The following is a 26,218-nucleotide window of genomic DNA, read 5'->3' on the forward strand; positions in this document are numbered from 1 at the left end:
CGGGCGCAACGGGGGCGGCCCCTCCCGACCGTGTCGGGAGGGGCCGCGTGCCGGCTGCGTTCAGCGCCAGGTGTCGGTCAGGGTGACCGATCCGGTGGCGGTGGCGGTACGGTTCCCGCCCGACTCCCAGACCACCTGGCCCGAGTCGGTGCGCTTGACGTACTTGTAGGAGAACGTGGTGCCGGCCGGCACGGTCAACCCACCGGTCCAGACCGGGTAGGCGGTCGGTGACAGCCGGACGCCCTTGGCCGGGTCCCAGCCGCCGAGGGCGGGCAGGTCACCGACGACATAGACGTTCTGGCCGAGGGTCGTGGTGGCGGTGGCCCGGAAGGAAACCGTCGTGGCGGCCGGCGGGTTGCCGGCCTGTTGGTTCCAGGTGGCGGTCAGGGCCGTGCCGGCGGTGCCGGTGCGATTGGGGTCGTTCTCCCACTGCACCGCCCCGTTGCCGACCTTGACCAGCTTCCACTCGAACGCGGTGCCCGCCGGCACCGACACCGATCCGCTCCAGGTCGGGTAGCTGCCCGAGGTGGTGGACAGCTTGACCCCGTTCGCCGGGTTCCAGGAGCCGAGCGCCGGGATCGAGCCGACGACGTACACCTCCTGGCCGGGGTTGGTGGAGACGGTCGCGGTGAACCGGGTCGATCCGGCCGGGACCGACGGGCTCGCGGTCGGGGTCGGCGAGCCGGTCGGGGTCGCCGTCGGGGTCGGGGTGGTGCCGTCCAGGCGGGCGTCGACGTGCAGGGCGACCGCCTGGTCGGCGGCGATGGACGCGGTGAAGGCGCCACCGGAGACGGTCACCGCACCACCGGGGCATGCCCCGGTGGACCGGTCGTACGCGCCCCGGCCGACGTTGCAGTAGCGGCCGTCCGGCAACGAGGTGGCGAAGCTACGGCTCCACGCGCTGTTGGTGGCGTTGAAGGCGGCGTATCCCCGGTTGCCACGGGCGAAGGCCAACCGCCCGTTGCCGTCGGTGACCACCGACCCGATGCCGGTGCCGGCGACCGCGTTACGGAAGCCCGGCATACCCGCCACCCCCGCGTTGCGGTGCTCGCAGATCCAGGCGCTGCCGCCGCAGTCGGCGGCCAGCGTGGTGCCGTTGGACGTGCTGGGCGGGCCCTGTCCGTGCACCGAACCGAACGCGTAGCTCGACATGAGCTGGGGCCGACCGTACGGGTGGGCCATCATGAACGTGTCCGCCAGGTAGTAGCGGGCACCGCTCTTGTAGGTCAGCGTCGGGTTCTCGCGCTGGGTGTCGTGGTTGTCGATGAAGACCACCGCCTGCCCGGCGGTGAGCCCGCCGTAGTTGGGCAGGTTGCCCAACTGGGCGATGTTGCCGTCGCGGAACGCCGACGAGACCGCGCGCTGGTAGTCGAAGTTGGTCACCCCGCCGTACGGCGCGTACGCGGTGTAGGGGATCGTGCCGTCGCCGTACACCTCGTGGAACAGGTCCGGCCGGCCGCCGAAGCCGGGCACGTCGCGCAGCCGGTTGATGATGTCGCCCAGGTGCGCCTCCTGCACGTGCTTGGCCGCGTCCACCCGGAAGCCGGCCACGCCCAGGTCGATCACCGCGTTCATGTACTTGGCGATCTTCCGCCGTACCTCGGGGTCGGCGGTGTTCAGGTCGGCCAGGTCGAGCAGTTCGCAGTCCTGGACCTCCTGCTTGTTGCCCCAGTTGCTGATCCGCCGGTAGCAGGGCGCGAAGTCGCCGTATCCGTAGCTGTCGCCGGAACCGTCGTTGAACAGGTTGGGGTAGCTGTACTTGCTGTAGACGGTGCCGGCGCTGCCCGGGCCACTGCCCGCCGAGCCGGTGCCGCTCATGTGGTTGAGCACCATGTCCACATAGATCTTCACGCCCTGGGCGCGGCAGCGCTCGATCATGTCGACGAACTGGGCCTTCGTGCCGCGTCGCGTCGCGTCCAGCCGGTACGACACCGGTTGGTAGTCCTGCCACCACGGGTACGTGGCGCCCTCGGCGCTGGGCAGCACCACGTGCTCCTGCGGCGGGGAGACCTGCACGCCGCCCCAGCCGTTCGGCCCGAGCGTGCTCTCGCACTCGTCGGCGACGGAGTCCCACCGCCACTGGAACAGGTGGACGATCGCGTCGCCATTGGCGCGTACGTCGGCCGCGCTGGCCGGCGCGGTGCCGGCGGCGACGACGGTGAGACCGGCCGCGACGAGTGTCGCGGCCAGGGCCGCGGGTATCGCGGCGCGGGGACGGGGGATTCGCACGGGCCCTCCTCGGGGGACGGTCAGGCATAACGTGGTGACAGCAACGGTTCCTGCAAGTTATGCAAGAACTTGCGGTTAGGGCGTGACCGTAACAGTGACGTCGATCCTTGGGAACCTCTGATTCACAAGTCGATCCAATGGCGGTCAGCCTCTTGCGGATCACTGAAAACACTGCAAGAATTTGCGCCCACGTGGGCCGGAACGGTCGACGGCTCAGAGACCGTCGGGTAACCGGCTCGGGGCGTTGTGTGACGGCGAGACACGTCGATGCGGGACGCTCGACAAATAGGTCATCCCCGCCATGATCGGGTTGTGTGTGCAACGTAGACCTTGGCGGGGATGACGCCCGCTCATGCTATCCGTCGAGCTTGACCGACGCGATGTGGGCGATCCTGGCCCCTCTCATGCCGGTGCGTGACCTGCGTAGAGGCGGCCGGCCCCGTAAGTGGGACGACCGGCTGATCCTCGACTCGATCTTCTACGTGCTGCGGTCGGGCTGTGCGTGGCGAATGATGCCGCGTGATCTGGCGCCGCCGGATGCGGCGCATCGCTGGTTCACCGCTTGGCGTAGAAACGGGACGTGGGATGCGATCCACGACGAGCTTCGCCGGCAGGTACGGGTGGCGGCGGGTCGTGGGCCGGAGCCGACCGCGGCGGTGTTGGACGCCCAGTCGATCAAATCCAGCGAGGGTGGCGAATGCCGTGGGTTCGATATGGGCAAGAAGACGACAGGCCGTAAGCGGCATCTGGTTGTCGACACGATGGGGTTGATCCTGGTGGTGATGGTCACCTCCGCCTCCGTCAACGACCGTCCTGGAGGCCGGCGGATCCTGCAACGACTGGCCGAGGCATTCGCCACCGTCGCGCTGGTGTGGGCCGACGGCGGCTACGCCAACAGCATCGACTCCAGCCTGTTGAGCTGGGCAAAGGACAAGCTCGGAATCCTGCTGGAGATCGTCAAGCGCACCGACGATGTCAAGGGCTTCAAGGTCCTGCCGCGTAGGTGGGTGGTGGAGAGGGTGCGCCGTGAGGCGCTGATTGATCGAGTGGAGGTGAGAGACCGTAACTGGATAGGTGCTGGAACATCGGGTATGCGTGTACGCCGATTTGCTCAGGTGGTGGCGGGGATCCAGGGGTTTCCGGTGACGGCTTGGATCAGGGCGTCGAGCATGTTGTTGCCTTGGCGGATGGCGGTGGCGGTGTAGCTGCGGATGGCGGCGAAGTGTTCGGCGCCGGTCATGGTGCGCATGCTTCCGGAGACCTTGATCCGTAGTTTCGGCATACGGATGGTCTGTTCGGCGGCGTTGTTGTCGAAGGGGACGGCCGGGTCGGTGACGAATCGTAGGTAGTCGTCGCGGCGGTCGCGGAGCCGGACGAACAGGGCGTGGTGTTTGCGCTGGAGTTTGCCGTCGCGGCCGGCGGTGGCCTGCGCGCCGAGCACGACGGCGGAGCGCAGCAGGTACTGCTGCTCGCGTAGGGCGTCCGGGTTCGCTGTGTCCTGCCCGGTGTGGGCGTCGTCGGCCAGGCGGTTGAGCCGGCGCAGCGCGTTGATGGCTTGGGTGGCGAGGTCGGCGGTGGGGCCGGTGGCGGTGTCGGTGACGTAGACCAGTTCACGCAGCACGTGGGCGTTGCACAGGGCGTGGTTGGCGCTGGTGTAGGTGTCGTATGGCGCCCACGCGTCGTGCACGGCGACACCGGTGAAGCCGGGCAGGACACCGGCGTCGTCAATGGCGGCGGCGCCGCGTCTGCGGTGCGCCGTGAGGAGCACGTCGGTGCCGGTGGACGCGGAGTGCAGCCAGGCCAGACGGCCTTCGACGCGCATCCCGGTCTCGTCGAAGTGCACGACCGGCGCCTGCCGGATCCGGTCGCGGATCACCGGCAGCACCTGCTCGATGATGCCGAGGGCGGTGCGTTTGACCCAGGCGGTGACCGTGGCCGCCGCGACCGGCAGGCCGAACAGGTCCCGCAGCGCGTCGGCGGTACGGCCGATCGACAGGAACTGCCCGTGCAACAGGTAGACCCCGATCGCGGCGATCCGCGGCCCGTACACGGCAGGCGCGGTGGCCTCGGCGGGCCCGATGCCGGTGGTGCGATGTCCACACGGGCAGGCGAGGGTGACGATCTGATGCTCGGTCACCACGACCGTCGGTTCCGGAATGTCGAACACCTGCCGCCGGGTCACGGACACTTCGGCCGCGCCGGCCAGATCGTTGTCGCAGCCCGCGCACACCTCGGGGGTGTGCCGCACGATGACGTCGGGGTCGGCGACCTGCTCCAGAGTGGCGCCGGGCTGCCCGGCCGGGCGCCCCGGCCCCCGCCCGGACCTACCGCGCAAAGATTTGGGTGCCGGCTTGGCCAGCCCGTCCGTCGACGGCGGTTTCGAGGAGTTCTTCGACGACTGCTTCAGCTGGGCTTCCAGATCAGCGATCCGGCACTTCGCCGTACTGAGGTCAGCCTCCAGCTCCGCGATCCGCCCGAGCGCCTGATCCAACCGGGCGAACAGGTCCGCGTTCAGCGCAAGCAGCTGCTCATACGACGGCTGCGAAGGATCGGCGGGCACGAACGGTCAACCTCCCCGAGTCAGAGGCGATTTGACTGATCGAGGGCGATAAACGAAAGGTGCTCCTGACCTGCAAGGATTTGGGTGTCGAGTCCATGTCCACAGCAGAAGCGGGTGCACCTTTCTGGTGAGTAAGGGTAGCGGGTGGGATCAGCGGCTGGTCGTCGGCGCGGGCGGGAAGGGTCTGGTCGGTCACGCGGGTGCGGTCCTGCTGCGCAAATGCGCAGATCGGACCGGTCTGACCAGCGGTTTGAACAAGGTGCTACCGCGCGGCAAGGGCCCTGGGTGGTGGGATCGCGGCACGGTCCTGGTCTCACTCGCGGTCGCGATCGTGCTCGGCGCCACGAGCATGTCCGACATCGCGGTCCTCGCCCATCAGGGATTGGTCTTCGGTGATCGGCCGTCGGAGCCAACCGTCCGGCGAGCGTTGGCCGGTCTCGACGAGACCGCGCTGAAACGGATCGGCAAAGCGCGGGCGAAGGTCCGCGCTCACGTATGGGCCCTGCTCGCCCGCCGCCCGCAAGGGTTCCCGTGGCTGACGGTGGCGGGCAAGCTGCTGTCCGGGTGGGTGGTCATCGATCTGGACGCCACCCTGATCACCGCTCACTCACCGAAGCAGGGTGCGGCGGCCACGTTCAAGAAGGGTTTCGGGTTCCATCCGCTCGGTGCGTGGTGTGCGAACACCGCGGAATGCCTGGCCATGCTGCTGCGGCCCGGCAGTGCCGGCTCGAATACGGTCGCCGATCACATCCGGGTTCTCGGTGAGGCGATCGCTCAGTTGCCGGTCGCCTACCGGCGCAAGATTCTGATCAGGGTCGATGGGGCCGGTGCCACCCACGACCTGCTCGAGCACATCGAGGCGATGAACCGGCTGTGGCGCAGCGTGAAGTTCACCGTCGGCTGGACGATCACCGACGCCGACGAGATCGCGATCGAGCAACTGCCTGCTGAAGCGTGGACCGACGGCCTCGCCCAGGACGGCACGGCCGTCGACACCGCGCATGTCGCGGAACTGACCGGCCTCAACCAGCGCCTGGAGAACTGGAACGGCCGGCTACGGCTGCTCGTGCGGCGCACGAAGCCGTCGGCCCGGCACGCGAAGAATCTCACCGCGCTGGAGAAGCGGACCGGCTGGCGGTACGCGATCGTCGCCACCAACATCAGCCGGATCGCCGGGGTGCCGGGCTCGCACCAGCCGCAATGGATCGACGCTTTGCATCGTTCGCACGCAGGAGTGGAAGACAAGGTGCGCACGAACAAGGCCATGGGCCTGCGGAACCTGCCGTCGAAGGCCTGGACCGTCAACCGCGGCTGGGTCCTCGCCGCCAACATCGCCGCGGACATCACTTCCTGGACCCGGTTGCTCGGCCTGCACGACCAGGACGACCTCGCCCACGCCGAACCCGCAACACTGCGTTACCGGCTGCTGCACCTGCCCGCGAAACTGGCCGCCCACGCCCGCCGGCGTGTCCTGTCCATCCCCGAGACCTGGCCGTGGGCCGACGCGTTCACCCTCTGCTGGCAGCGCCTCACCCTGCTACCACTGACAACCTGACCCTGGACCCCTGTACCTACCAGTAGAAAGACCGTGACCGAGGGCCCGGAGAACTCGCGCTTCCACAGCGACACGTGGCGATATCACACCCAAACCGGGTGGACAAAACGGTCAAGCCGAAACGGTCAGGCAGGGAGCAAGACCCTCTGACGGATCGAGGTCAACGACCCACCCCGGCCAAACACCTCTGAAAGATCAACGACACCTATCCAGTTACGAGAGACCTTCGCCGCCGTCCTGTCGCAGCAGGGTGGTGAAGCTGGGGGCAGCCTGATCCGGGAGGTGCCGGGGAGGGTGGCAAGCGGCCCCGACAACGCCGGGACGTAACCAGTACTGCCAGATGGCGCGGGTCCGGCAAGCGAGACGGAGAGGTATACGCGAGGAACCGGTGTCTGAAGCCTCCTAACGATCCCTACCAGCTCGAACCTGGCGGATGTGGGCTGGGTGCGGTGCGTCCTGGTCCTCTTCTCTCGGGACGGGGAACTCCTGCGGCTGCTGACGTTCGGCGGTCCGGGAGGCCACGGTGAAGTGCTGCGGGGTAGCCGTGGCGATGCCGCGGGGGTATAGCCGGGTGCCTCCTTCGTCGAGCGATCAGTCAGTGAACACGGGAACTTTCCCGGCTTTGCCCGGGGCCGTCTCAGCCAGAGACGACGCCTCGGGTTGGGTTCACCGTCGGCCGATCGGGTCGGGAGAGGGCGGAGCCGCCGTAGTACTCCGAGGCCGGGAGAGCCGGTCACATGGGGAAGGGCGGCAGCGAGATCGCAAGGGAGGTACTGCAATGCCCGAAGACACGGTGGTGGATACCGCCGTCACGTGGCCGACCCCGGAAGAGGCATGGACGCGGGTACGGGGAATGCAGATCAAACTGCACCGTTGGGCGGCGGCCGACCACGGTCGCCGGTTTGACGATGTCTACAACTTCGTCAGCGACCCCGCCACGCTGGTCGTGGCGTTGCAACGGGTCGCCGGGAATGCCGGAGCCCGCACTGCCGGAGTGGACGGCGTCACCGCTGTCCACGTGAGCATGGCCGGGCCCGAAGTGTTCCTGGACCATGTCCGTTCCCTGCTGAAGACCGGCACGTTCCGGCCACTACCAGTACGGGAGAAGATGATTCCCAAGACCGGCGGGAAACTACGCCGGCTGGGGATACCGACCATCACGGACCGTGTGGTCCAGGCAGCGCTGAAGCTGGTCCTGGAGCCCATCTTCGAGGCGGATTTCCAGCCTTGTTCGTATGGGTTCCGGCCGAACCGGCGCGCGCACGACGCGATCGCCGAGATCCATCATCTGGCCACCGCCGGTTACCGGTGGGTGCTGGACGCGGACATCGAGGCGTGCTTCGACCGTATCGACCACCCGGCCTTGATGGGTCGGGTGCGAGCGCGGGTGAAGGACAAGCGAGTGCTCGCGCTGGTGAAGGCGTTCCTCAAGGCCGGGATCATGACTGAGCTCGGCGAGCGGAACGAGACCACGTCCGGCACACCCCAAGGAGGGATCCTCTCACCACTGCTGGCCAACATCGCGTTGTCGGTTCTCGACGAGTTCTTCGTCGAGCAATGGGCGGCAGCGGGCACCGGCCAGCAGCGCAGGCAACGACGCGCCAAAGGACTGGCGACGTGGCAGTTGGTCCGCTACGCCGACGACTTCCTCGTCCTGGTCCATGGCAACCAGGAACACGTCGAGGACCTGCGCGACCAGGTGAGTACCGTTCTGGCGACGATGGGCCTGCGCCTATCTGAGTCCAAGACCAGGATCACCCACCTTGCCGACGGGGTCGACTTCCTCGGCTTCCGCATCGTCTGGAAGCGGAAACGAGGAACGGACAAGTGGCATGTATACACGTTCATCGCCGACAAGCCGGTCCAGGCGCTGAAACGGAAGATCAAGTCACTGACCCGCCGGTTGTCGCACCTGAGCTACCGGGAGACGCTGGTCAAGATCAACTACATCCAGCGTGGATGGGCCAACTACTTCAAGCACGCGGTCGCCAAGCACACCTTCTCCCACCTGCAGAACTTCATCTGGTGGCGAGTGATCAACTGGGTGATGCGCCGCAACCGCATGACCTGGAGAGCCATCCAGCGATGGCTGCGCACCCCGCAAGGGTGGCAGCCCATCGCCTTCGACGGGGTCGAGTTGTTCAAGATGGCGAAGGTCCCCGTGACCCGATACCGCTATCGCGGCACCAAGATCCCGAACCCCTGGCAGCCCACACCGACAAGCCCACCCCCAACGGCATGACCTCGTGGAGAGCCCGGTGCGGTGAGAGTCGCACGCCGGGTTCGGCGGGCGGGTCCGGGAAACGGACCTGGAGCAATCCAGGCACCGCGCCCGGGCCCGACCCAACACGTTCGGCTGGCTGGTACGTAATCGGCGTCTGGCCCGGGACTACGAGCGGTTGACCGTCAACTCTGAGGCCATGATCAAGGTAGCGATGATTCGACTCATGACGATACGTCTGGCCGGGCAGGCGGTCCGGTGGAGCAACACTACCGAACGCGAAGCCGCCCGACGTATCAACGCTGAACGACTTATCGCCACGTAGTCACCTGGTTACCCGACGGTCTCTCAGACGCGCGGGCGGCGACCGTCCGCGCCGAAGCGCAGATAGGCCAGGACCGCCACCACCGTGCACACAGCCTGACCAGCGACCCAGCCCCAACCGGGGCGTACCGGCCCCAGCAGGGCGACCAGGGTCGGCGCCGCGAACAGCAGCACGTCCGTCCCGTTGAGCAGCCACAGCACCGGGCCGGGCGAGAACGCGCCCATCGGGGTGACGACCAGCGGCAGGGAGTGGTCGATCCCACCCGCCTGCGCCCGCCGGACGGCCATCATCGCGGCCGTCGGGCCGAACGCCAGCCCCAGCGCCCACCAGGGGCCGGGCGGCAGGTCGCCGAGCAACCCCAGCACCGCCACAGCCAGTCCGGACCAGGCCGTGGCCAGCACCGCCGGCACGACCAGCCGGATCGCGACCGCCCGGCGGCCGGTCAGCCCGAGCAGCCGCAGCAGCGCCGAGTGAGCCGCATCGCGGCGCAGCGCGTCCAGGGTGACCCCGGCGACGGTGACCGCCCCCACCACCAGGGCGGTCGCCGGCAACCAGCCGGCACCGGCGGTGAGCATCGCCGGCAGCGGTGCCGCCGCGGCCAACCAACCCAGCCGCCAGCCGCGTCGACGAAGCACCAGCAGATCCTGTTGCAGCGGCACCAGCCGGCCCAACCGGGGACGCAGCGGCCGGGAGCGCAGTGCCCGCCGCCGCCAGTACCGCCGCTCGCGCAGATCGGCGAGGAAGGACGGCTCGACGGCGTACGCGGCGTCCAGGTACGTGCCGACGGTCAGCGACGGCTCGTGCAGCCGGACGTCGGGCAGGCGCGCCAGGTCACGGACGGCCAGGGCGGTCAGGCCCGCGACGGCGAGCAGGGCGCCCAGAGTGAGCGGGAGTGGCGGCGCGTCGACGCCGGGCAGCGTCGGCAGCGGGCGGACCCGGCTCAGCAGCACCGTCGCGCCCAGCGCCACCAGCAGCGCCGGCACCACCACGTCCAGCACCCGGGCGTACCCCGGCCGGCGCTGCGCGGCCACCGTGAGCAACGCCAGGAGGGCACCGGTGGCCGCACCCAGGGTGAGCCAGCCGGTCAGGGCGTACCCGGAGACCGGGCGGACGGCCAGGCGGGCGGCGCCGGCCAGCGCCAGCAACGTGCCCCCGACCGCCCCGACCGCCAGCGCCCGCACCAGCGCCGGCAGCAGCAGGCCGCGTCGGGGCACCGGCGCCGGCAGCAGCCAGGTCAACTCCCCACGCCCCAGGACCAACGGACCCGCCTGACGCAGCAGCAGCATCAGGCCGGCAGCGCCCGCACCCAGCAGCACCAGCACCACCAGCCGGTCCGGTGAGGCCGCCCCCGCCGCCGGCCACATCGCCGAGCCGACCCCCGGACCGAACAACCCGACCGCCATCGCCACCGTCAGCACCAGCAGGTACGCGCTCTCCAGCGAGAGCGAGGGTGCGCGTTCGGCCCGCTGCCTGCGCACCCAGCGGCGCAGCCGGCGAGCGGTCGGCGGCACCGGCTCCGGCCGGGTCGGCGCCTCGGCCACCCGCGTCATGTGCCCGCGTCGGGTGCCGGTGACCCGGTGTGCAGCCGGAGGACCGGACAGCCGAGGGCGGCCACGAAGACCGGATCGTGACTGGCGAACAGCAGGCTCCCACCGGCGGCCAGATGATCGCCGAGCAGACCGGCCACCACCGGCCGGATCGACGCGTCCAGCCGCTGCTCCGGCTCGTCGAGCACCAGCAGTTCCGCCGGACGGGCCAGGGCGGCGGCCAGCAGCAGGCGTTGCCGCTCACCCGAGGAGAGGCGGTCCGGGGTGCCGTCGCCGAGGTCGCGCAGGCCCAGCACGGACAGCAGCTCGTCCACCCGACCGTCGGCCGGGTCGTGGCCACCGGCCATCCGGACCAGCTCCACGTGCTCCCGGACGGTCAGTCCGGCGTACCAACTGGGCTGCTCGACGGTGGTCACCACCCGGCGCCAGAACGCGGCCGAGCCGTCCGGCGCGGCCCCGAACACCCGGACCCGGCCCGCGCTCGGGTCGGTCAGGCCGGTGACGCAGCGCAACACGGTGGACTTGCCCGCGCCGTTCTCGCCGACCAGGCAGAGCGCGCCGCCCGCCGCCAGGTCGAAGTCGACGTCCCGCACCACGGTCACGCTGCCGAACGTGACGTGCAGGTCCGCGACAGCCACGATCGGTTCACCCACCACACCAGCCTAGATCGACTGCACGAGTCGGGCGGTACGGCCGTGGGCTTTCTATGCTCGGTGCATGGAACTGCGGATCTTTACCGAACCACAGCAGGGCGCGACCTACGACGCCCTGCTGGCCGTGGCCCGCCGCGCCGAGGAAACCGGCTTCGGCGCCTTCTTCCGTTCGGACCACTACCTCATGATGGGGTCGGTCAGCGGCGAGCCGGGCCCCACCGACGCCTGGACGACCCTGGCCGGGCTGGCCCGGGACACCCGCTCGATCCGGCTCGGCACGCTGATGACCGCCGCGACGTTCCGGCTGCCCGGCCCGCTGGCCATCACCGTCGCGCAGGTCGACCAGATGAGCGGCGGCCGGGTCGAACTGGGCATCGGCACCGGGTGGTACGACGCCGAGCACAGCGCGTACGGGATCCCGTTCCCGGCGCTCAAGGAGCGCTTCGACCGGCTGGACGAACAGCTCGCCGTGATCACCGGTCTGTGGCGTACCCCGCCGGGGGAGACGTTCGCCTTCACCGGCCGCCACTACCAGGTCAGCGATTCACCGGCGCTGCCCAAGCCGGTGCAGCAGCCGCACCCGCCGATCCTGCTCGGCGGCATGGGCGCGAAGCGGACCCCGCAGCTCACCGCCAGGTACGCCGACGAGTTCAACCTGCCGTTCGTCTCGATCGACGACACGGTCACCCAGTTCGGTCGGGTGCGTGCCGCCTGCCAGGAGATCGGCCGGAGCCCGGATGAGTTGACCTGGTCCAACGCGCTGGTGCTCTGCTGCGGCAAGGACGACGCCGAGGTGGCCCGGCGGGCCGCCGCGATCGGCCGGGACGCGGACGAACTGCGCGAGAACGGGCTGGCCGGCACGCCCGCCGAGGTGGTCGACAAGCTCGGCCGGTACGCCTCGGTGGGCAGCCAGCGGGTCTACCTCCAGGTGCTCGACCTCGCCGACCTGGACCACCTGGACCTGGTCGCCGCAGAGGTGCTGCCGCAGCTCTGAGTGGTTGCGGTGTCGGCCCCGGTCCGGGGTGGCGGACCGGGAGTCGGCACCGGTGACGGCGCCGGTCCCGGCGAGGGTGACGGCTGCGGGGTGGGCTGGCTCGCCGGGTACGCACCCGTCGGCGCGCTGGCCGGAAAGACGCCGCTGCCGGTCGGGTCGATCTCCTCCTCGGAGGGGTACACGTCGCCACGAGGGGCGGGATCACGGTAGCTGCTCATCGGCGTAGGGTTCCCCGACGGAGCCGGCGGTAACCGTCGGCGCGGAAGGGGGCGGTCGCGTGTCGACGCAGCGCAACTGGGCGGGCAACATCCGGTACTCCGCGCGGGCGTACCATCGGCCGTCGTCCCTGGACGAGCTGCGCGAGCTGGTCGCCGGCAGCGACCGCATCCGGACGGTGGGCAGCGGGCACTCCTTCAACCGGATCGGCGACACCACCGGGGCGCTGGTCGACCTGTCCGGGCTGCCGGCCACGATCCGCCTCGACGCGCAGCGCCGCACCGTCGACGTTCCGGCCGCGACCCGCTACGGCGACCTGGCCACCTGGCTGCACCAGCAGGGGTACGCCCTGGCCAACCTGGCCTCCCTGCCGCACATCTCGGTGGCCGGGGCGGTCGCCACCGGCACCCACGGTTCCGGTGTCACCGTCGGCAACCTGGCCACCGCCGTCGCCGGACTCGAACTGGTCACCGGCGCCGGCGACCTGCACACCGCCGACCGGGACTCGGCCGACTTCGCCGGCACGGTCGTCGCCCTCGGCGCCCTCGGCGTGGTCACCCGGCTCACCCTGGACGTGGTGCCCACCTACGACGTGCGGCAGTACGTCCGGCTGGACCTGCCCCGCGCCGCGCTGGACGAGGCGCTCGCCGCCGCGTACAGCGTCAGCGTCTTCACCGACTGGCGCTCCACCCTCGGCACCCAAGTCTGGCGCAAGCAGCTCGCCGACCAGCCGCCACCGCCCGCCGACTGGCTCGGCACGACGGCGGCCGACCGGCCCTGGCACCCGGTGCCCGGCATGCCCACGGTCAACTGCACCGAACAGCTCGGCGTCGCCGGGCCGTGGCACGAGCGGCTGCCGCACTTCCGGCTCGGCTTCACCCCGAGCAGCGGCGACGAGTTGCAGTCCGAATACCACCTGCCGCGCGCCGACGCCGCCGAGGCGCTCGCCGCGCTGGACGAGGTGGCGCACCTGATCGCCCCGGTGTCGCAGACCAGCGAGCTGCGCACCGTCGCGGCCGACCGGCTGTGGCTCAGCCCGCAGTACGACCGGGACACCCTCGCCGTGCACTTCACCTGGATCGCCGACACCACCAAGGTGCTGCCGGTGCTCGCCGAGGTGGAACGCGTCCTGGCCCCCTTCGCCCCGCGCCCGCACTGGGGCAAGGTCTTCACCCTGCCGCCCGAGGCGATCGCGGCCACCTACCCCCGCTGGGCGGACTTCGCCGCCCTGCTCATTCGGCTGGACCCGGCCGGCAGGTTCCGTACCGAGGAACTGGACCTCCTCTTTCCCCGCTGACCCTCACCGACCCACCGTGACCTGGTCGCGCATGCTGCCGCGCTGCACGGCACGGCTGATGTCGCTGGGCGAGACGATGCCGACCAGGCGACCGTCGGCGACCACCAGCGCCCGCCCGTCGGCGCAGTCGCTGAGCCGGGGGAGCAGGTCGGTGAGCTGCTCGTCGGGGGAGGCCAGCACCAACTCGTCGGAGCGGCAGGACACCGACTCCAGCGTGGTGCTGCCCCGCGCGTCACTCGGCACCCCGCGCACCCGGTCGAGGGTGGCCAGGCCGACCGGCCGGCCGTCCTCGGTCAGCGGCAGCGCGGTGTGCCGGTAGGCGAACAGGTAGTTGTCGACGAAGTCGGCCACCGTCATCTCGCCCGAGGCGGTCTGCGGCTGCGGCGTCATCACCTCGGCCACCCGGATCCCCCGCAGGGCCGAACCCACCCGGGCCTGCCGCTCCTCCAGGCTCGCCGCCCCGATCAGGAACCAGCCGATCAGGGCCAGCCAGAGCCCGCCCACACCGGCGCCGGTGAGGAACCGGAACAACCCGAAGCCGATCAGCGCCAGACCGAGTACCCACCCGGCCCGGGCCGCCACCACCGTCGCCCGGGTCCGATCCCCGGTGGCCTTCCACACCGCCGCCCGCAGCAGCCGCCCGCCGTCCAGCGGCGCCGCCGGCAGGATGTTGAAGACCGCCAGCAGCAGGTTGATGCCGCCCAGCCAGGCCATCACACCCAGCCACAGCCCGTGCACCCCGGCGATGTTGAGTAGCATCGCGAGCACCCCGAAGAAGGCGCCGATGATCAGGCTGACCAGCGGCCCGATCCCGGCGATCCGCAGCTCGGCACCGGGCGTCCGGGCCTCGCCGCGCAACTCCGCCACCCCGCCGAACAGCCAGAGCGTGATCCCGCCGACGCCCAACCCGTTGCGCTTGGCCACCACCGCGTGCGACACCTCGTGCGCCAGCAGCCCCAGGAAGAAGACGACGGCCGCCGCCAGCCCCGCCAGCACGTACGCGACCACCGACCGGTCCGGGTACGACGCCGGGAACAGGTTGGCCGACAGCCCCCACCAGATCAGCGCGAAGATGACCAGGACGCTCCAGTTCACCCCGACGGGTACGCCCACGATCCGGCCGAGCCGGAAACTCGCCCTCATGTCTCGCTGATACCCCCGCAGGTCGTTTCCATGCCCGGGCACAGTGCGACCGGCACGGGTCGGGGGGTAGCGACGGTCTCCGGGCGGACCTGCGGATCCTGCTACCGGTCGTTCACGGTCACCGGATGGCGCTGCGGCGGGGTCGGCACGGCACTGCACCGGCCGGGCCGCCGACGGGTAGGGTGCGAGGCTGAGCCGGGCCGTCGGCAGCAGCCGGCGCACTGACTGAGGACGGACGTGGCGAAACTCGAACTGACCGTGGCCGAGGCTGCGCTGTACGACCTGGTCGGACCCCGCACCTTCGTCCGGGCCCGGCAGCACCTCGACCGCGGCGACCTGGTCGACGTGCGGTGGGATCCGACGACCGGCAGGATCTCTGGTCAGCTCACCGGCACATGCTCGGGTCCGGTGACAGCTCACGTGGCGATGCTCGACGAGCGCATCACGGCCCTCGAAGGAGATTGTGCGTGTGGGCAGGACGGCTGTGCCCATCTCTCGGCGATGGCTCTCGCCATGCTGTCGACGGGCGGGCCGCCGCAACGCGATCCGGTGAAGCAGCAGAAGAAGAAGGGGAGCTGGGAGTCGGCGGTCGCCAGCCTGGTACGCGACATCGCACCACCTGAGGCCACCATGCGACCCGAACAGGCGGGCGTCGGCCTCCAGTTCGAAGCCGTTCGACCCACTCCGGACAGTGCAGGCTTCCGGGTCGGACTCCGTCCGGTCGTACCGGGGCGTACCGGCTGGGTTCGCTCCGGGATCAGTTGGTCGTCGTTGAGTTACGCGTACACGGGAAGGTCCAGGCAGTCCGAGCGGCATCGCCGACTGCTCGGTGAGATCGTGCGGTCGGCTGCCTCCGGCCACGACCCGTACGGCTACCACTACGGCGGCCATCGGCAGACCATCTTCCTCGACGAGATCGAGACCCGACGCATCTGGGACCTGCTGGCCGAGGCTGACGAAGCCGGTGTCCCGTTCGTACAGCCGGGTAAACTGCCCGGTCCGGTACTGGTCGGCCGCCGCCCGGTCCGGCTGTCGGTGCGAGTCGACCGGGCCGACGGCGAACTCGCTCTCGGCGCCGCGCTGTCGGTCGACAGAGCGCCGATCGACACGACCGAACTGGTGCTCGTCGGCGATCCCGCGCACGGTGTCGCCTGGTGGGGGCAGCCGGATGCGAACGCGCCCCGCCCCGGGAAGCGCGCATTGCATCTGGCGCCGTTGGATGCCGCGATGTCACCGCGCACGACGCGGGCGCTCGCCGGACCACCGATCCGGATTCCGGCTGCCGAGGAAGCGCAGTTCTTCGATCGTTTCTATCCGGACCTGCTCCGCCAGGTGGAGGTGATCGCGGCCGGTCCGGCGGTCCGCCTCCCGGCGGTCGGGCCGGACACGCTGGCAGTGACCCTGACGCCGGAGCCCGGCCACCGTCTTCGCGTCACCTGGGAATGGCACCGCGTGGTGGGTGACCGACGCCATCCCGAGCCCCTGCGGGCCGGTACGCCCGGCGGAGCCGACGCCCACCGCGAGCGGGTGCTCGGCCAGGTGATCGAGGTGGTCGCCAAGCCGGTGGCCGAACTCGTCGAACCGACCCCGGCCGGGCCACAGCTGACCGCCTCGACCGTCGTCGCCGGTGACGCCCTGATCCGTTTCCTGACTGACGTCGTGCCCCGGCTCGCCGACATCGACCACGTCGAGGTGATCACCGCGCCCGACGGAACGCTGCCGGACTACCAGGAGACGTTCGACGCACCGGCGATCACCTTCACCGACGGAAATGGTGCCGGCGACCACGACTGGTTCGACCTGTCGGTGCAGGTCAGCGTCGGCGGTGAACCGGTCGACTTCGCCACGTTGTTCGGCGCGCTCGCGCAGGACCATCAGTACCTCATCCTGCCCAGCGGGACGTACTTCGCTTTGGACCGAGCGGAGTTCCGCCAGCTCAGGGAGCTGATCGCCGAGTCGCGTACCCTCTCGGACGCCCCACCCGGGACGGTGCGGGTCGGCCGGTTCCAGGCCGGGCTCTGGGACGAACTCGCCGAGCTCGGCGAGGTGACCGGCCAGGCAGCCGCCTGGCAACAGTCGGTGCGGGCGCTGAGCGAAGCAGACCTGGCCGTCCCACATCCGGTTCCGACGGAGGTACGGGCCGAGCTGCGGCCGTACCAGCAGGACGGTTTCCGGTGGCTTGCCACCCTGCACGACCACGGTCTCGGCGGCGTCCTCGCCGACGACATGGGACTCGGCAAGACCCTCCAGGCGTTGGCGCTGATCTGTCACGCCCGGCGGGAGCAGCCGTTCCTGGTGGTCTGCCCGGCCAGCGTCGTCGACAACTGGGCCCGCGAGGCGGCCCGCTTCACGCCGGATCTCGCCGTCCGGGCGATCACGCAGACCGTGGCGCGACGCGGCGTGGAACTCGCCGAGGCGGTGTCCGGCGCGCAGGTCGTCGTCACCTCGTACACCCTGTTCCGGCTGGAGTACGACGACTACCGGGCGCTCGACTGGGCGGGCCTGATCCTCGACGAGGCGCAGTTCGTCAAGAACGCCCAGTCCCAGGCGCACCGCTGCGCGAAACTACTGCCGGCACCGTTCAAGCTGGCGATCACCGGCACGCCGATGGAGAACAACCTCGGTGAGTTGTGGGCGCTGTGTTCGATCGCCTCACCCGGGCTGTTGCCGCGCGCCGACCGGTTCACCGAGTACTACCGTAACCCGATCGAGAAGGAACGCGACGCGGACCGCCTCACCCAGCTCCGCCGCCGGATCCGGCCACTGATGCTGCGTCGGCGCAAGGGGGACGTGGCCGCCGACCTGCCACCCAAGCAGGAACAGGTCCTGGAGATCGAGCTGGACCGCAAGCACCGGCGCGTCTATCAGGCGTACCTGCAACGGGAGCGACAGAAGGTCCTTGGCCTGCTCGGCGACCTGGAGAAGAACCGGTTCGAGATCTTCCGGTCGCTGACCCTGCTGCGGCAGGCCAGCCTCGATGTCGGGCTGGTCGACCCGGAGCAGAGTGTGCCGTCTACCAAGCTCGACGTCCTCGCCGAGCGGGTCGCCGACCTGGTCGCCGAGGGACACCGAACCCTGGTGTTCAGTCAGTTCACCCGTTTCCTCGACCGGGCCCGGCAGCGGCTCGAACAGGACGGCATCGGATGCAGCTATCTCGACGGCAGCACCCGCGACCGGGCCGCGGTGATCGACGAGTTCAAGAGCGGCACCAACCCGGTCTTCCTGATCAGCCTCAAGGCCGGCGGGTTCGGCCTCAACCTCACCGAGGCCGACTACTGCCTGCTGCTCGACCCGTGGTGGAACCCGGCCGCAGAGAACCAGGCGGTGGACCGGGTACACCGCATCGGACAGACCCGCAACGTGATGGTGTACCGATTGGTCGCCAAGGACACCATCGAGGAGAAGGTGATGGCCCTCAAGGCGCGCAAGGCCGAACTCTTCGACAGCGTCCTCGACGGCGGCGAGTTCGCCTCCGCGCAACTCACCGTCGACGACATCCGCAACCTGCTGGAGTAGGTGCGAGGTCGGAAGGCGCCAGCGCGACGATATCAAGATCCGTCGAAGTCGACATCGCTATGACGGAGGCGGTCACCATCGAGTGTCGTCGACTCCACCACCATGAAGTCGTAGTTGCCGGGGCCGACCGTCCGGTCGAGGGTACGCATGATCCGGTCGGGGTTGTCGCGCGGACCCTGGTGGAAGAAGGGCTTTCCGTTCAGGCCGAAGGTGATCCGGCTCGGCGGCTCCCAACTGCCGAGGTACGGCGCGGCGCTGTAGAAGTCACGATGCGGGTCGAGACCGAGGCTGCGGGCGTAGTCCACCGCTCCGAAGACCAGGTGCCGGGCAAGCTCGACGGGCGCCTGGAGTGGCGCGCGGTCGTAGGCGCTGAAGAACTCCGCCACAGTGCCGTTCAGGCTCGTCGGGTCGCTGGTGATCGGGGGAATCGCGTTCTTGACGCCGAGGCAGTAGGTGTCGACCAGGTACCCGCACGTGGTCACCCCACCGTTCTCGGCCCGGGCGACCATGACACTGACCAGCCCGGCACCGATCACGAACGGCGGTAGCTCCGCGTCGTCCACCCAGTCGGCGGGCCGGTCGACGATGCTCAACCCATTGCTCCACTGCCGGCTGACCCAGCAGCCCAGCAGCGGCAACTCCGACGGATGGGTGCGCTCCGGCCGTACGACATCGACGCCGCGCACCAGCCGGGTGACCACCGCACGGGTCACGCTCAACTCCCGGGCGATCTGCTTTGGCGTCTTTCCGGCGGCTCGCAGCGCCTGAGCCCGATCCTTCAACTCCTTTGATTCCACGCGGCCATGGTGGTGCTTTTCCTGCCAACTTGCAAAGCCGCCACTCGAAGCACATGCCTGCGTCAGGGCGGGTTCCGTCGATCTCGGCTGCTCAAGCCAGCTACGGGCCTGTCGTTGAAAGGGTGTAAATCCGAACAAAGGAGACACAGGGATGGTAGATGTGACGATCACTTCAACGGCCCCCGTGGACTCGGTGGCCCCGTTCCGTGGGCCGTGGGCTGCGCTGCGTCGCTCGGACCGGTGACTCCCGCGTCAGCGGCGGCTCTGGCAGCAACTACGTAGTCGGACTCGCCCGGTCTGCGTGCGTCAGTTGGAGTTGCCGCTCCACAAGGAATTCTTCACCCTCGGTGATGCCCGCGTGTGTAACGGGTGACGATGTCTGGTTTGTGGTTGCAGCTTGTGACCGACCTTTACATCGGTGGTTCGGCATCCTTACAGTTCGGGCATCGACTGGCTTGATCACGGGGGTGGCCGGGTGGCTGGCGTCTGCATGGGTACGGCGCGGCGTTGGTGGATAGCGGCGTTGGTGTCGATGTTGGTGACGTCGGCGCTGGTAGCGCCCACCCGGGTCGAGGCGGCTGCGCCGAAGTCGGCGGTGGCCTGTGAGGACGAGCAGCCGGACGCCGATTCCGCGGGGCGGATGGTCGGGACGTGTGGTCGGCGGGTGGAGATCCTCGCCGAACGTACCGAGTGGTCGCAGACGTTCGTGAACGTCGACGGTTCGCGCACGTTGGAGCAGAGCATCGAGCCGACACGGGTGCGCAGGGGGAGGTCCTGGGCGCCGGTGGACACCACGCTCAAGGTCTCCGCGGAGGGGGTCACTCCCCGCGCGACGGTGTTGCCGATGGTCTTCTCACCCGGTGGTGACGCGCCGTTGGCACGGCTTCGCGACGGTGAGCGGGAATTGGCGATGACCTGGCCGGGTCGTCTACCGACGCCGGTGTTGGAGGGTGCGACCGCGATCTACCGCGGCGTCCTGCCGGACGTGGACCTGCGGGTCACCGCGCAACCGATGGGTTTCTCCGAGGTGTTGGTGGTGCGGTCTCGTCAGGCGGCGGTGAGCCCTCGACTGGCGTTACTGAAGTTCGGGTTGGAGACCAAGGGCGTCACGGTCGGCACGACCGGCTGGGGTGGACTCGCGGCACGCGACGGCGAGGGCGCTGCCGTGTTCGCCGCGCCGGCACCGATGATGTGGGACTCCTCGGACGCGTCGGAGGCTGAGACGCCGGACGGGACGACCGAGAAGCGTTCGAGCGAGGTGAGCCCGCAGCGCAAGCCGAGTACGGCTGAACAGCAGCGGCATCTGGATGAGGAAGCCTCGGTTCAGGCGGAGTCGCGCCGGCCGGGCGCACGTGAGTTCGTACGACGCGCGGTGATGCCGGTACGGGTCGATGGTCAGGAGATGACGCTCGTGCCCGACAAGGCGATGCTGTCCGATCCCCGATCGAAGTTGCCGATCTACATCGACCCGTCGTGGACGGGCGGGGTCGCCAGTAACGCGTGGACGTCGGTGTGGAGCAAGCACAAGTCGAGTTCCCGGACCCCGGCGACGGCACCCGAGCCGGCCTCTGGCTGGAGAAGATCTCCCACGCGGGGCTCGTTGGCACCACCAGCAGCGTGCCGGACATCGAGTTCACCCCCGTGCAGAAAGCCAACCGGGTCGACGCGATCGGCGACCATTCGCTGGCGATGAACTGGATGCGGATCGCCCGGATCCGTACCGAGTCCGGCGGCACCATCAGCGTCACCTACTCCGACACCGACTGCGCCGCCGACCAGCCCAAACCCAATCCAGCGACCAACACACGCCGCTGCTACCCGGTGATCTGGGAACCCGAAGGCCACAGCACGCCGGTCACCGACTGGTTCCACAAGTACGTCGTCACCACGATCTACGAAGCGGACAACACCGGCGGCGCCCCACCACAGGGCAGCCCCCGCGTCGTCTACTCCTACAACTACTTCGACGCCGCCTGGCACTACAACGACGACGACGGAATCATCGACAAGAAGAGCAAGACCTGGTCCGACTGGCGCGGCTACGGCCGAGTCGAAGTCACCGTCGGGGACCCCGGCGAGCAGAGCGCCACCGAGACCCGCTACTTCCAAGGCATGCACGGAGACCGGGCCTCCACCACCGCCGGTGACCGTCGCACCGTCACGATCGACGGCATCACCGACCACGACTACTACGCCGGCATGGTCCGGGAGGAGAAGAACCTGAACGGTCCCGGCGGCCAGGTCGTGTCCCGGGTGACCAACGAACCCTGGGCCTCCGGTGCCACCGCCACCCGCACCATCAACGGCGACACCGTCACCGCCCGGTTCACCAGGATCGCCACCGTCCGTTCCTACACCTCCCTCGATGCCGGGCGCGGTGAGCGTGCCACCGGCACGACCACCACCTACGACGCCTACGGCATGGCCACCGCCGTCGACGACCACGGCCATGACGGCGTCGACGGCGACGAACAATGCACCAAGATCAGCTACACGCCACGCAACGACAACATCTGGCTCATGGACCGCCCCCACCGGACGCAGACCTACGCCGTCAAATGCGCCGACACCGGGGGCGCCCTCACCGAGAGCCAGGTCATCGGGGAGACCCGAACCTCCTACGACGGCAACTCCTTCGGCACCGCCCCCACCCGTGGTCTGACCACCCGAACGGAGGAGATGGCCACCTGGAACGGCGGCACCCCCACGTTCACCACCACCGGCCAGGCCGGCTACGACGCCCACGGGCGCATCACCTCGTCGCGTGACGCGATGAACAGTGAGACCAGGACCGCCTATACGCCGGTCACCGGCGGACCGGTCACCTCAATCAAGATCACCAACGCGATGCTGCACGAGACCACCACCACGGTGTCACCGGCCTGGGGCTCGGTCACCAGCAGCGTCGACGCCAACGGCAAGCGCACCGACCTGGCCTTCGACGGCCTGGGCCGAATCACCCGGGTCTGGCTACCCGACCGCGACAAGGCCACCGATCCGGCCAGCGTGGCCATGGACTACCGGATCCAGAACACCGCCGCCAGCTACGTCGCCACGTCCCGGCTCAACGCCGCCAGCGGCTACGTGACCTCCTACGCCCTCTACGACGGCCTCCTGAGGCCCCGCCAGACCCAAGCGTCCTCCCCGTCCGGAGGACGCCTGCTCACCGAGGCGTTCTACGACTCGGCCGGACGGACGAAGACCGCCTTCGGCGCCTACCACACCACCGGAAGCGCTGGCGGCACGCTGGTCACGGCCACCGAACGAGCCCTGGTGCCCACGCAGACGCGGACCGACTACGACGGCGCTGGCCGGGTCACCGCCTCCGTTTTCCAGCCGTATGACGTGGAGCGTTGGCGGACCAGGACCTACTACGCCGGTGACCGTACCGACATCACTCCGCCCAACGGCGGGACCGCGACGTCCACCGTCACCGACGCCCGCGACAGGGTCGTCCAGCTGCGCCAGTACCACGGCGCCGCTCCCACCCCGACCGTCGCCGGCAGTTGGGACACCACCACCTACGCCTACAACCGCAAGGGCCAGACCGCGAGCATCACCGACGCCGCCGGCAACGAGTGGAAGTACACCTACGACCTGCGCGGACGGCAGATCACGACCGAGGACCCCGATCGGGGCGCCACCACCCTCTCCTACGACAACGCCGGCCGGGTAACCACCACCACAGACGCCCGGCAAAAGAAGATCGCCTATCTGTACGACCCGCTCAACCGTAAGCGTGCCGCCTACGACAACCAGGTCGGCGGCACCATGCGTGCGCAGTGGATCTACGACACCCTGGCCAAGGGCTACCTGACCCAATCCACCCGCTTCCTGCCCGGCGGCGTCAACTACCAGGTCAAGGTCACCGGATACAACGACACCTACCAGCCGGAGGGTACGCAGTACATCATCCCCACCTCCGAGACCGGCCTCGGCGGCACCTACAACTACACCAACACCTGGAACCCCGACGGCTCTCCCGCCTCACTCGTCCTGCCCTCCACCCGATCCGACCTCGGCGCCGAAACACTTCTGTACGGCTACAGCAACCTGGGGCTACCAACGACACTTCGCACGCTGACGGGCAGCACCACCACCAGCTACGTCGACGAAACGACCTACAACGCCCTCGGCCAACTCGACGAGTACGACCTGCACACCGGCAGCGGCGGACACGTCTGGCAGCGCTTCACCCGCGAGCTCGAAACCGGGCGACTCACCGGTCTGCGCACCGTCCGCGACAGCGTCGCCCCCCACACCCTCGCCGACACCCGCTACACCTACGACCCCGCCGGCAACATCACCAAGATCGCCGATACGGCGCCCGACCCGGTCGACGACACCCAGTGCTTCACCTACGACCATCTCCGCCGACTCACCCACGCCTGGACACCGGCGTCAAGTGACTGCACCGCCACGCGCAACGCCGCGAACCTCGGCGGCCCCGCACCCTACTGGCACTCCTGGACCTTCGACACCGTCGGCAACCGCACGAAGCAGAACGTCCACACCACCACCGGCACCAGCACCACCGACTACCACTACCCGGCAGCCGGCTCTCCCCGCCCCCACGCGCTGACCTCCACCACCGGCGCCAAGACCGGCACCTACACCTACAACGCGACCGGAGACACGCTCACCCGTCCCGCCTCATCAGGCACACAAACCCTGACCTGGGACGAGGAAGGGCTCCTCGAAACCACCACCGACACCACCGGCCAAACCCGCTACATCTACGACGCCGACGGCAACCGCATCATCCGCCGCGACCCCACCGGCGCCACCCTCTACCTCCCCGGCCAGGAAATCCGCTACACCAACGCCACCGGCGCCAACACCTGCACCCGCTACTACACCCACGCCAGCCGCACCATCGCCTCCCGCACCACCAGCGGACTCACCTGGCTCAACGAGGACCACCAAGGCACCCAGAACATCGCCATCGACGCCGTCACCCAGGTCGCCACCACCCGCCGCCAAACCCCCTACGGCGAACCCCGCAGCACCCAACCGACCTGGCCGAACCTCAAAGGCTTCGTCAACGGCGACACCGAACCCACCGGCCTCACCCGACTCGGCGCACGCCACTACGACCCCGCCACCGGCCGGTTCATCTCCGTCGACCCCATCCAAGACATGGCCCAGCCACAGCAATGGCACGGCTACTCCTACGCCAACAACAACCCCACCACCTTCAGCGACCCCAGCGGCCTCTACGCCACCGGCGACAACGAAGGCCACGTCCGCGACTACAGCCCCAAACGCGGCGTCCACAAAATCGTCGACCACACCCCGAAGACCAGAAACACCACCGCCCCGCGCCCGCCCATCGTCATCGTGAACACCCCGAACTACAAGGTGACCATCGAAGACGACGGAAAGGTGTACGTCAGCACCTACCCGGTGCCGCCTGGCATAAGTGGCACCAAGGTCGCCAAGCTGCTCGGCGAATGGTGTGATGCTAGTGGATCACAGTGTGATCAGCACTTCTACTGCGGAACCATCCTGACCTGCGACGAACTATCTTCTGACCAAGCGGCAGTAATGGCCCTCTACAGCATCTGCAGCACGGGAGAGTGTAGCCACTCGGTTCGGATCGCGATCAGCGATGACGAACGACTCATCAACCTGCTGGCCGAAGGGCTATTCGATAGCGGCGGTGGAGCAGCGCCGGGCGCACGAGGCAGCATGGCTGGGGCGGGTGGCCGAACCGGATACAAGGCGAAACTATCCGGCTGCCAGGGCTCGAACAGCTTTATACCCGGAACCCATGTTTTGATGGCCGACGGCACCACCAAGCCGATCGAAGACATAAAGGTTGGCGACCTCGTACTCGCCACCGATCCCGACCCCGAGACCGGGAAGACCAACGAACGGCTCGTGACGCACGTCATCAACAGCGAAGGGCTCAAGGAACTCGTTGCGATCACTGTTGCCGCCGATCCGAATTCCGGACACGCTGAAGAGATCGTCGCCACCGGCAGCCACCCGTTCTGGTTGGAGAAACTCCGGCGGTGGTTCGACGCCAAGGATCTACGCGTCGGTGACCTGTTCAGGACCTCTTCCGGCACCTATATCCAAGTCGCTGCGGTTCGCATGTGGAGCCAGCACCAGACGGTGCACAACCTCACCGTCGCAGACACCCACACGTACTATGTGCTCGCCGGCAAAACCCCGGTCCTCGTGCACAACACGGGCGGCTGCATCCCTGCGCTGCGTAGCTGGCAGAGTGAGCGATTCCAGTTCGGCAACCAGCAATTCCTGCTTGACAAGAGAGGCATGGAGCACATCCTGACGCGGCATCATCCTGCCCACTGGGACGGCTCAGTGAAGGCGCAGCAGAGCTTCTTTGACCGCTCCATGTCTGTAGAGGATGTGCAGGGTGCGATCGGCTCGGTTATGCGGCAGAACCGGGATGCGCTGGTACAGCGTGGAGGGCGAGGCATGTATCAGATCCAGGGAAATGTGAACGGCGTGGATTACGTACTCGGAGTCAATAATGGTCGCGTGGGCCAGTTCTATCAATTGCCGGGTAAGTGAGATGTTGGCTGTCAATTCTTTTATCAGACTCCCTAATGGATCGTTTGTGCACGTCGATTCATATGGGGAACGTCCAGCAGATCCAGACTATGTCGAGGGCGCGATCGAGATCGTTGCGGATGGCGTGGAGATCGTTGGTCAACGGGAATGGGACTACGTCGATCAACTTTGGTCCTATCTGGCGGATGCTTTGGAGCGGCTCCGGGCGGATGGGACCGCGAGCACTTACTATCCGGATCAGCCGATTCGGATTGATTTCTCGGTGCAGGGGTCCCGTGTTCTTATTTCTTCTACTGCGGGAGACCATGTGCGTCGGGCCAGCGTCAATCGAACTGAGTTCGACGAGGTCTTCAGTGCGGCTGGCCGACGTTTCTTCGATCGAATCTCAGAGATTGTCCCGGTGAATTCTGATGGCTACGCAGCGGCCCGCTCCAAGCTGGTGAATGGCTGAGCTTCCCGTTGATCGAGCAACCCAGCGTTGCTGTGCGTAGCGGTGTCGGCGTCGTCGCCTGTGCTGGATCGTGGACGGTGCCGTCAGGGTTGCCGTCAAGTAAAAGCATCGATCGATGAGTGTCGATCAATGTGGCTGGGTGGTCAGCTGAGATTGGTCACCCAGGCACGT

At 68.6% G+C, this 26,218-nt stretch carries 15 protein-coding genes and 1 pseudogene; 10 read left to right on the plus strand and 6 right to left on the minus strand.

Going from position 1 to position 26,218, the window contains the following annotated elements; genetic code table 11:
• Positions 1-60 precede the first annotated feature (60 nt).
• Positions 61-2,229, minus strand: coding sequence for a carbohydrate-binding module family 20 domain-containing protein (locus tag ID554_RS22755; protein ID WP_117231194.1), 2,169 nt, complete (start codon positions 2,227-2,229; stop codon positions 61-63).
• A gap of 368 nt (positions 2,230-2,597) precedes the next feature.
• On the opposite strand from ID554_RS22755, the gene ID554_RS22760 reads away from it, so the two are divergent.
• Positions 2,598-3,434, plus strand: coding sequence for an IS5 family transposase (locus tag ID554_RS22760; protein ID WP_191088610.1), 837 nt, complete (start codon positions 2,598-2,600; stop codon positions 3,432-3,434).
• Here the strand turns inward: ID554_RS22760 and tnpC are convergent.
• Entirely contained in the window at positions 3,341-4,789 is a 1,449-nt protein-coding gene (tnpC, locus tag ID554_RS22765; protein WP_191088556.1) for an IS66 family transposase, read from the minus strand. The genes ID554_RS22760 and tnpC overlap by 94 nt on opposite strands.
• A 127-nt stretch (positions 4,790-4,916) precedes the next feature.
• On the opposite strand from tnpC, the gene ID554_RS22770 reads away from it, so the two are divergent.
• The 3 genes and pseudogenes from ID554_RS22770 to ID554_RS33195 form a co-directional block, all read left to right on the plus strand.
• Positions 4,917-6,344 (plus strand): IS1380 family transposase, encoded by a 1,428-nt coding sequence (locus tag ID554_RS22770; protein ID WP_199489339.1) that lies wholly within the window; start codon positions 4,917-4,919, stop codon positions 6,342-6,344.
• Positions 6,345-7,122: 778 nt separating this feature from the next.
• Positions 7,123-8,586, plus strand: a complete 1,464-nt coding sequence (gene ltrA / locus ID554_RS22775; RefSeq protein WP_199489335.1) for a group II intron reverse transcriptase/maturase — start codon at positions 7,123-7,125, stop codon at positions 8,584-8,586.
• Between the two features lie 106 nt (positions 8,587-8,692).
• Positions 8,693-8,809 (plus strand): annotated as a pseudogene (locus ID554_RS33195) (IS5/IS1182 family transposase); the annotation flags it as partial.
• A 104-nt stretch (positions 8,810-8,913) separates the two neighbouring features.
• Here ID554_RS33195 and ID554_RS22785 read toward each other — a convergent pair.
• A complete protein-coding gene (locus ID554_RS22785) occupies positions 8,914-10,440 on the minus strand; it encodes a DUF6297 family protein (RefSeq protein ID WP_117231187.1) in 1,527 nt (508 codons plus the stop codon).
• Entirely contained in the window at positions 10,437-11,093 is a 657-nt protein-coding gene (locus tag ID554_RS22790) for an ABC transporter ATP-binding protein (protein ID WP_117231188.1), read from the minus strand. Before ID554_RS22790 ends, ID554_RS22785 begins: the two co-directional genes overlap by 4 nt.
• 61 nt (positions 11,094-11,154) lie before the next feature.
• Between ID554_RS22790 and ID554_RS22795 the strand changes: the two genes are divergently transcribed.
• From ID554_RS22795 to ID554_RS22805, 3 genes are all read left to right on the plus strand, one after another.
• A complete protein-coding gene (locus tag ID554_RS22795) occupies positions 11,155-12,084 on the plus strand; it encodes an LLM class F420-dependent oxidoreductase (protein ID WP_117231189.1) in 930 nt (309 codons plus the stop codon).
• A 9-nt stretch (positions 12,085-12,093) separates the two neighbouring features.
• Positions 12,094-12,294 carry a hypothetical protein gene (locus ID554_RS22800; protein WP_158573875.1) on the plus strand — a complete coding sequence of 67 codons (201 nt, stop codon included), beginning with the start codon at positions 12,094-12,096 and terminating at the stop codon, positions 12,292-12,294.
• A 67-nt stretch (positions 12,295-12,361) separates the two neighbouring features.
• Positions 12,362-13,597, plus strand: a complete 1,236-nt coding sequence (locus ID554_RS22805; RefSeq protein WP_117231190.1) for a D-arabinono-1,4-lactone oxidase — start codon at positions 12,362-12,364, stop codon at positions 13,595-13,597.
• A 3-nt stretch (positions 13,598-13,600) separates the two neighbouring features.
• Here the strand turns inward: ID554_RS22805 and ID554_RS22810 are convergent, their stop codons facing one another.
• Positions 13,601-14,740 (minus strand): site-2 protease family protein, encoded by a 1,140-nt coding sequence (locus ID554_RS22810; RefSeq protein WP_117231191.1) that lies wholly within the window; start codon positions 14,738-14,740, stop codon positions 13,601-13,603.
• Positions 14,741-14,977: 237 nt separating this feature from the next.
• On the opposite strand from ID554_RS22810, the gene ID554_RS22815 reads away from it, so the two are divergent.
• Positions 14,978-18,256, plus strand: coding sequence for a DEAD/DEAH box helicase (locus ID554_RS22815; protein ID WP_117231192.1), 3,279 nt, complete (start codon positions 14,978-14,980; stop codon positions 18,254-18,256).
• A 32-nt stretch (positions 18,257-18,288) separates the two neighbouring features.
• On the opposite strand, the gene ID554_RS22820 is transcribed toward ID554_RS22815, so the two are convergent.
• On the minus strand, positions 18,289-19,053 hold the full coding sequence (locus ID554_RS22820; RefSeq protein WP_223884207.1) for a helix-turn-helix domain-containing protein: 765 nt from the start codon (positions 19,051-19,053) through the stop codon (positions 18,289-18,291).
• A gap of 1,512 nt (positions 19,054-20,565) precedes the next feature.
• Between ID554_RS22820 and ID554_RS22825 the strand changes: the two genes are divergently transcribed.
• Both ID554_RS22825 and ID554_RS22830 read left to right on the plus strand, forming a co-directional pair.
• Positions 20,566-25,596 (plus strand): polymorphic toxin-type HINT domain-containing protein, encoded by a 5,031-nt coding sequence (locus ID554_RS22825; protein WP_223884208.1) that lies wholly within the window; start codon positions 20,566-20,568, stop codon positions 25,594-25,596.
• A 1-nt stretch (position 25,597) separates the two neighbouring features.
• The gene (locus tag ID554_RS22830) at positions 25,598-26,047 is read left to right on the plus strand and encodes a hypothetical protein (protein ID WP_147333525.1); all 450 of its coding nucleotides are present in this window, start codon (positions 25,598-25,600) and stop codon (positions 26,045-26,047) included.
• The last annotated feature ends 171 nt before the right edge of the window (positions 26,048-26,218 follow it).

The organism is Micromonospora craniellae, assembly GCF_014764405.1.
Classification (GTDB): Bacteria; Actinomycetota; Actinomycetes; order Mycobacteriales; family Micromonosporaceae; genus Micromonospora; species Micromonospora craniellae.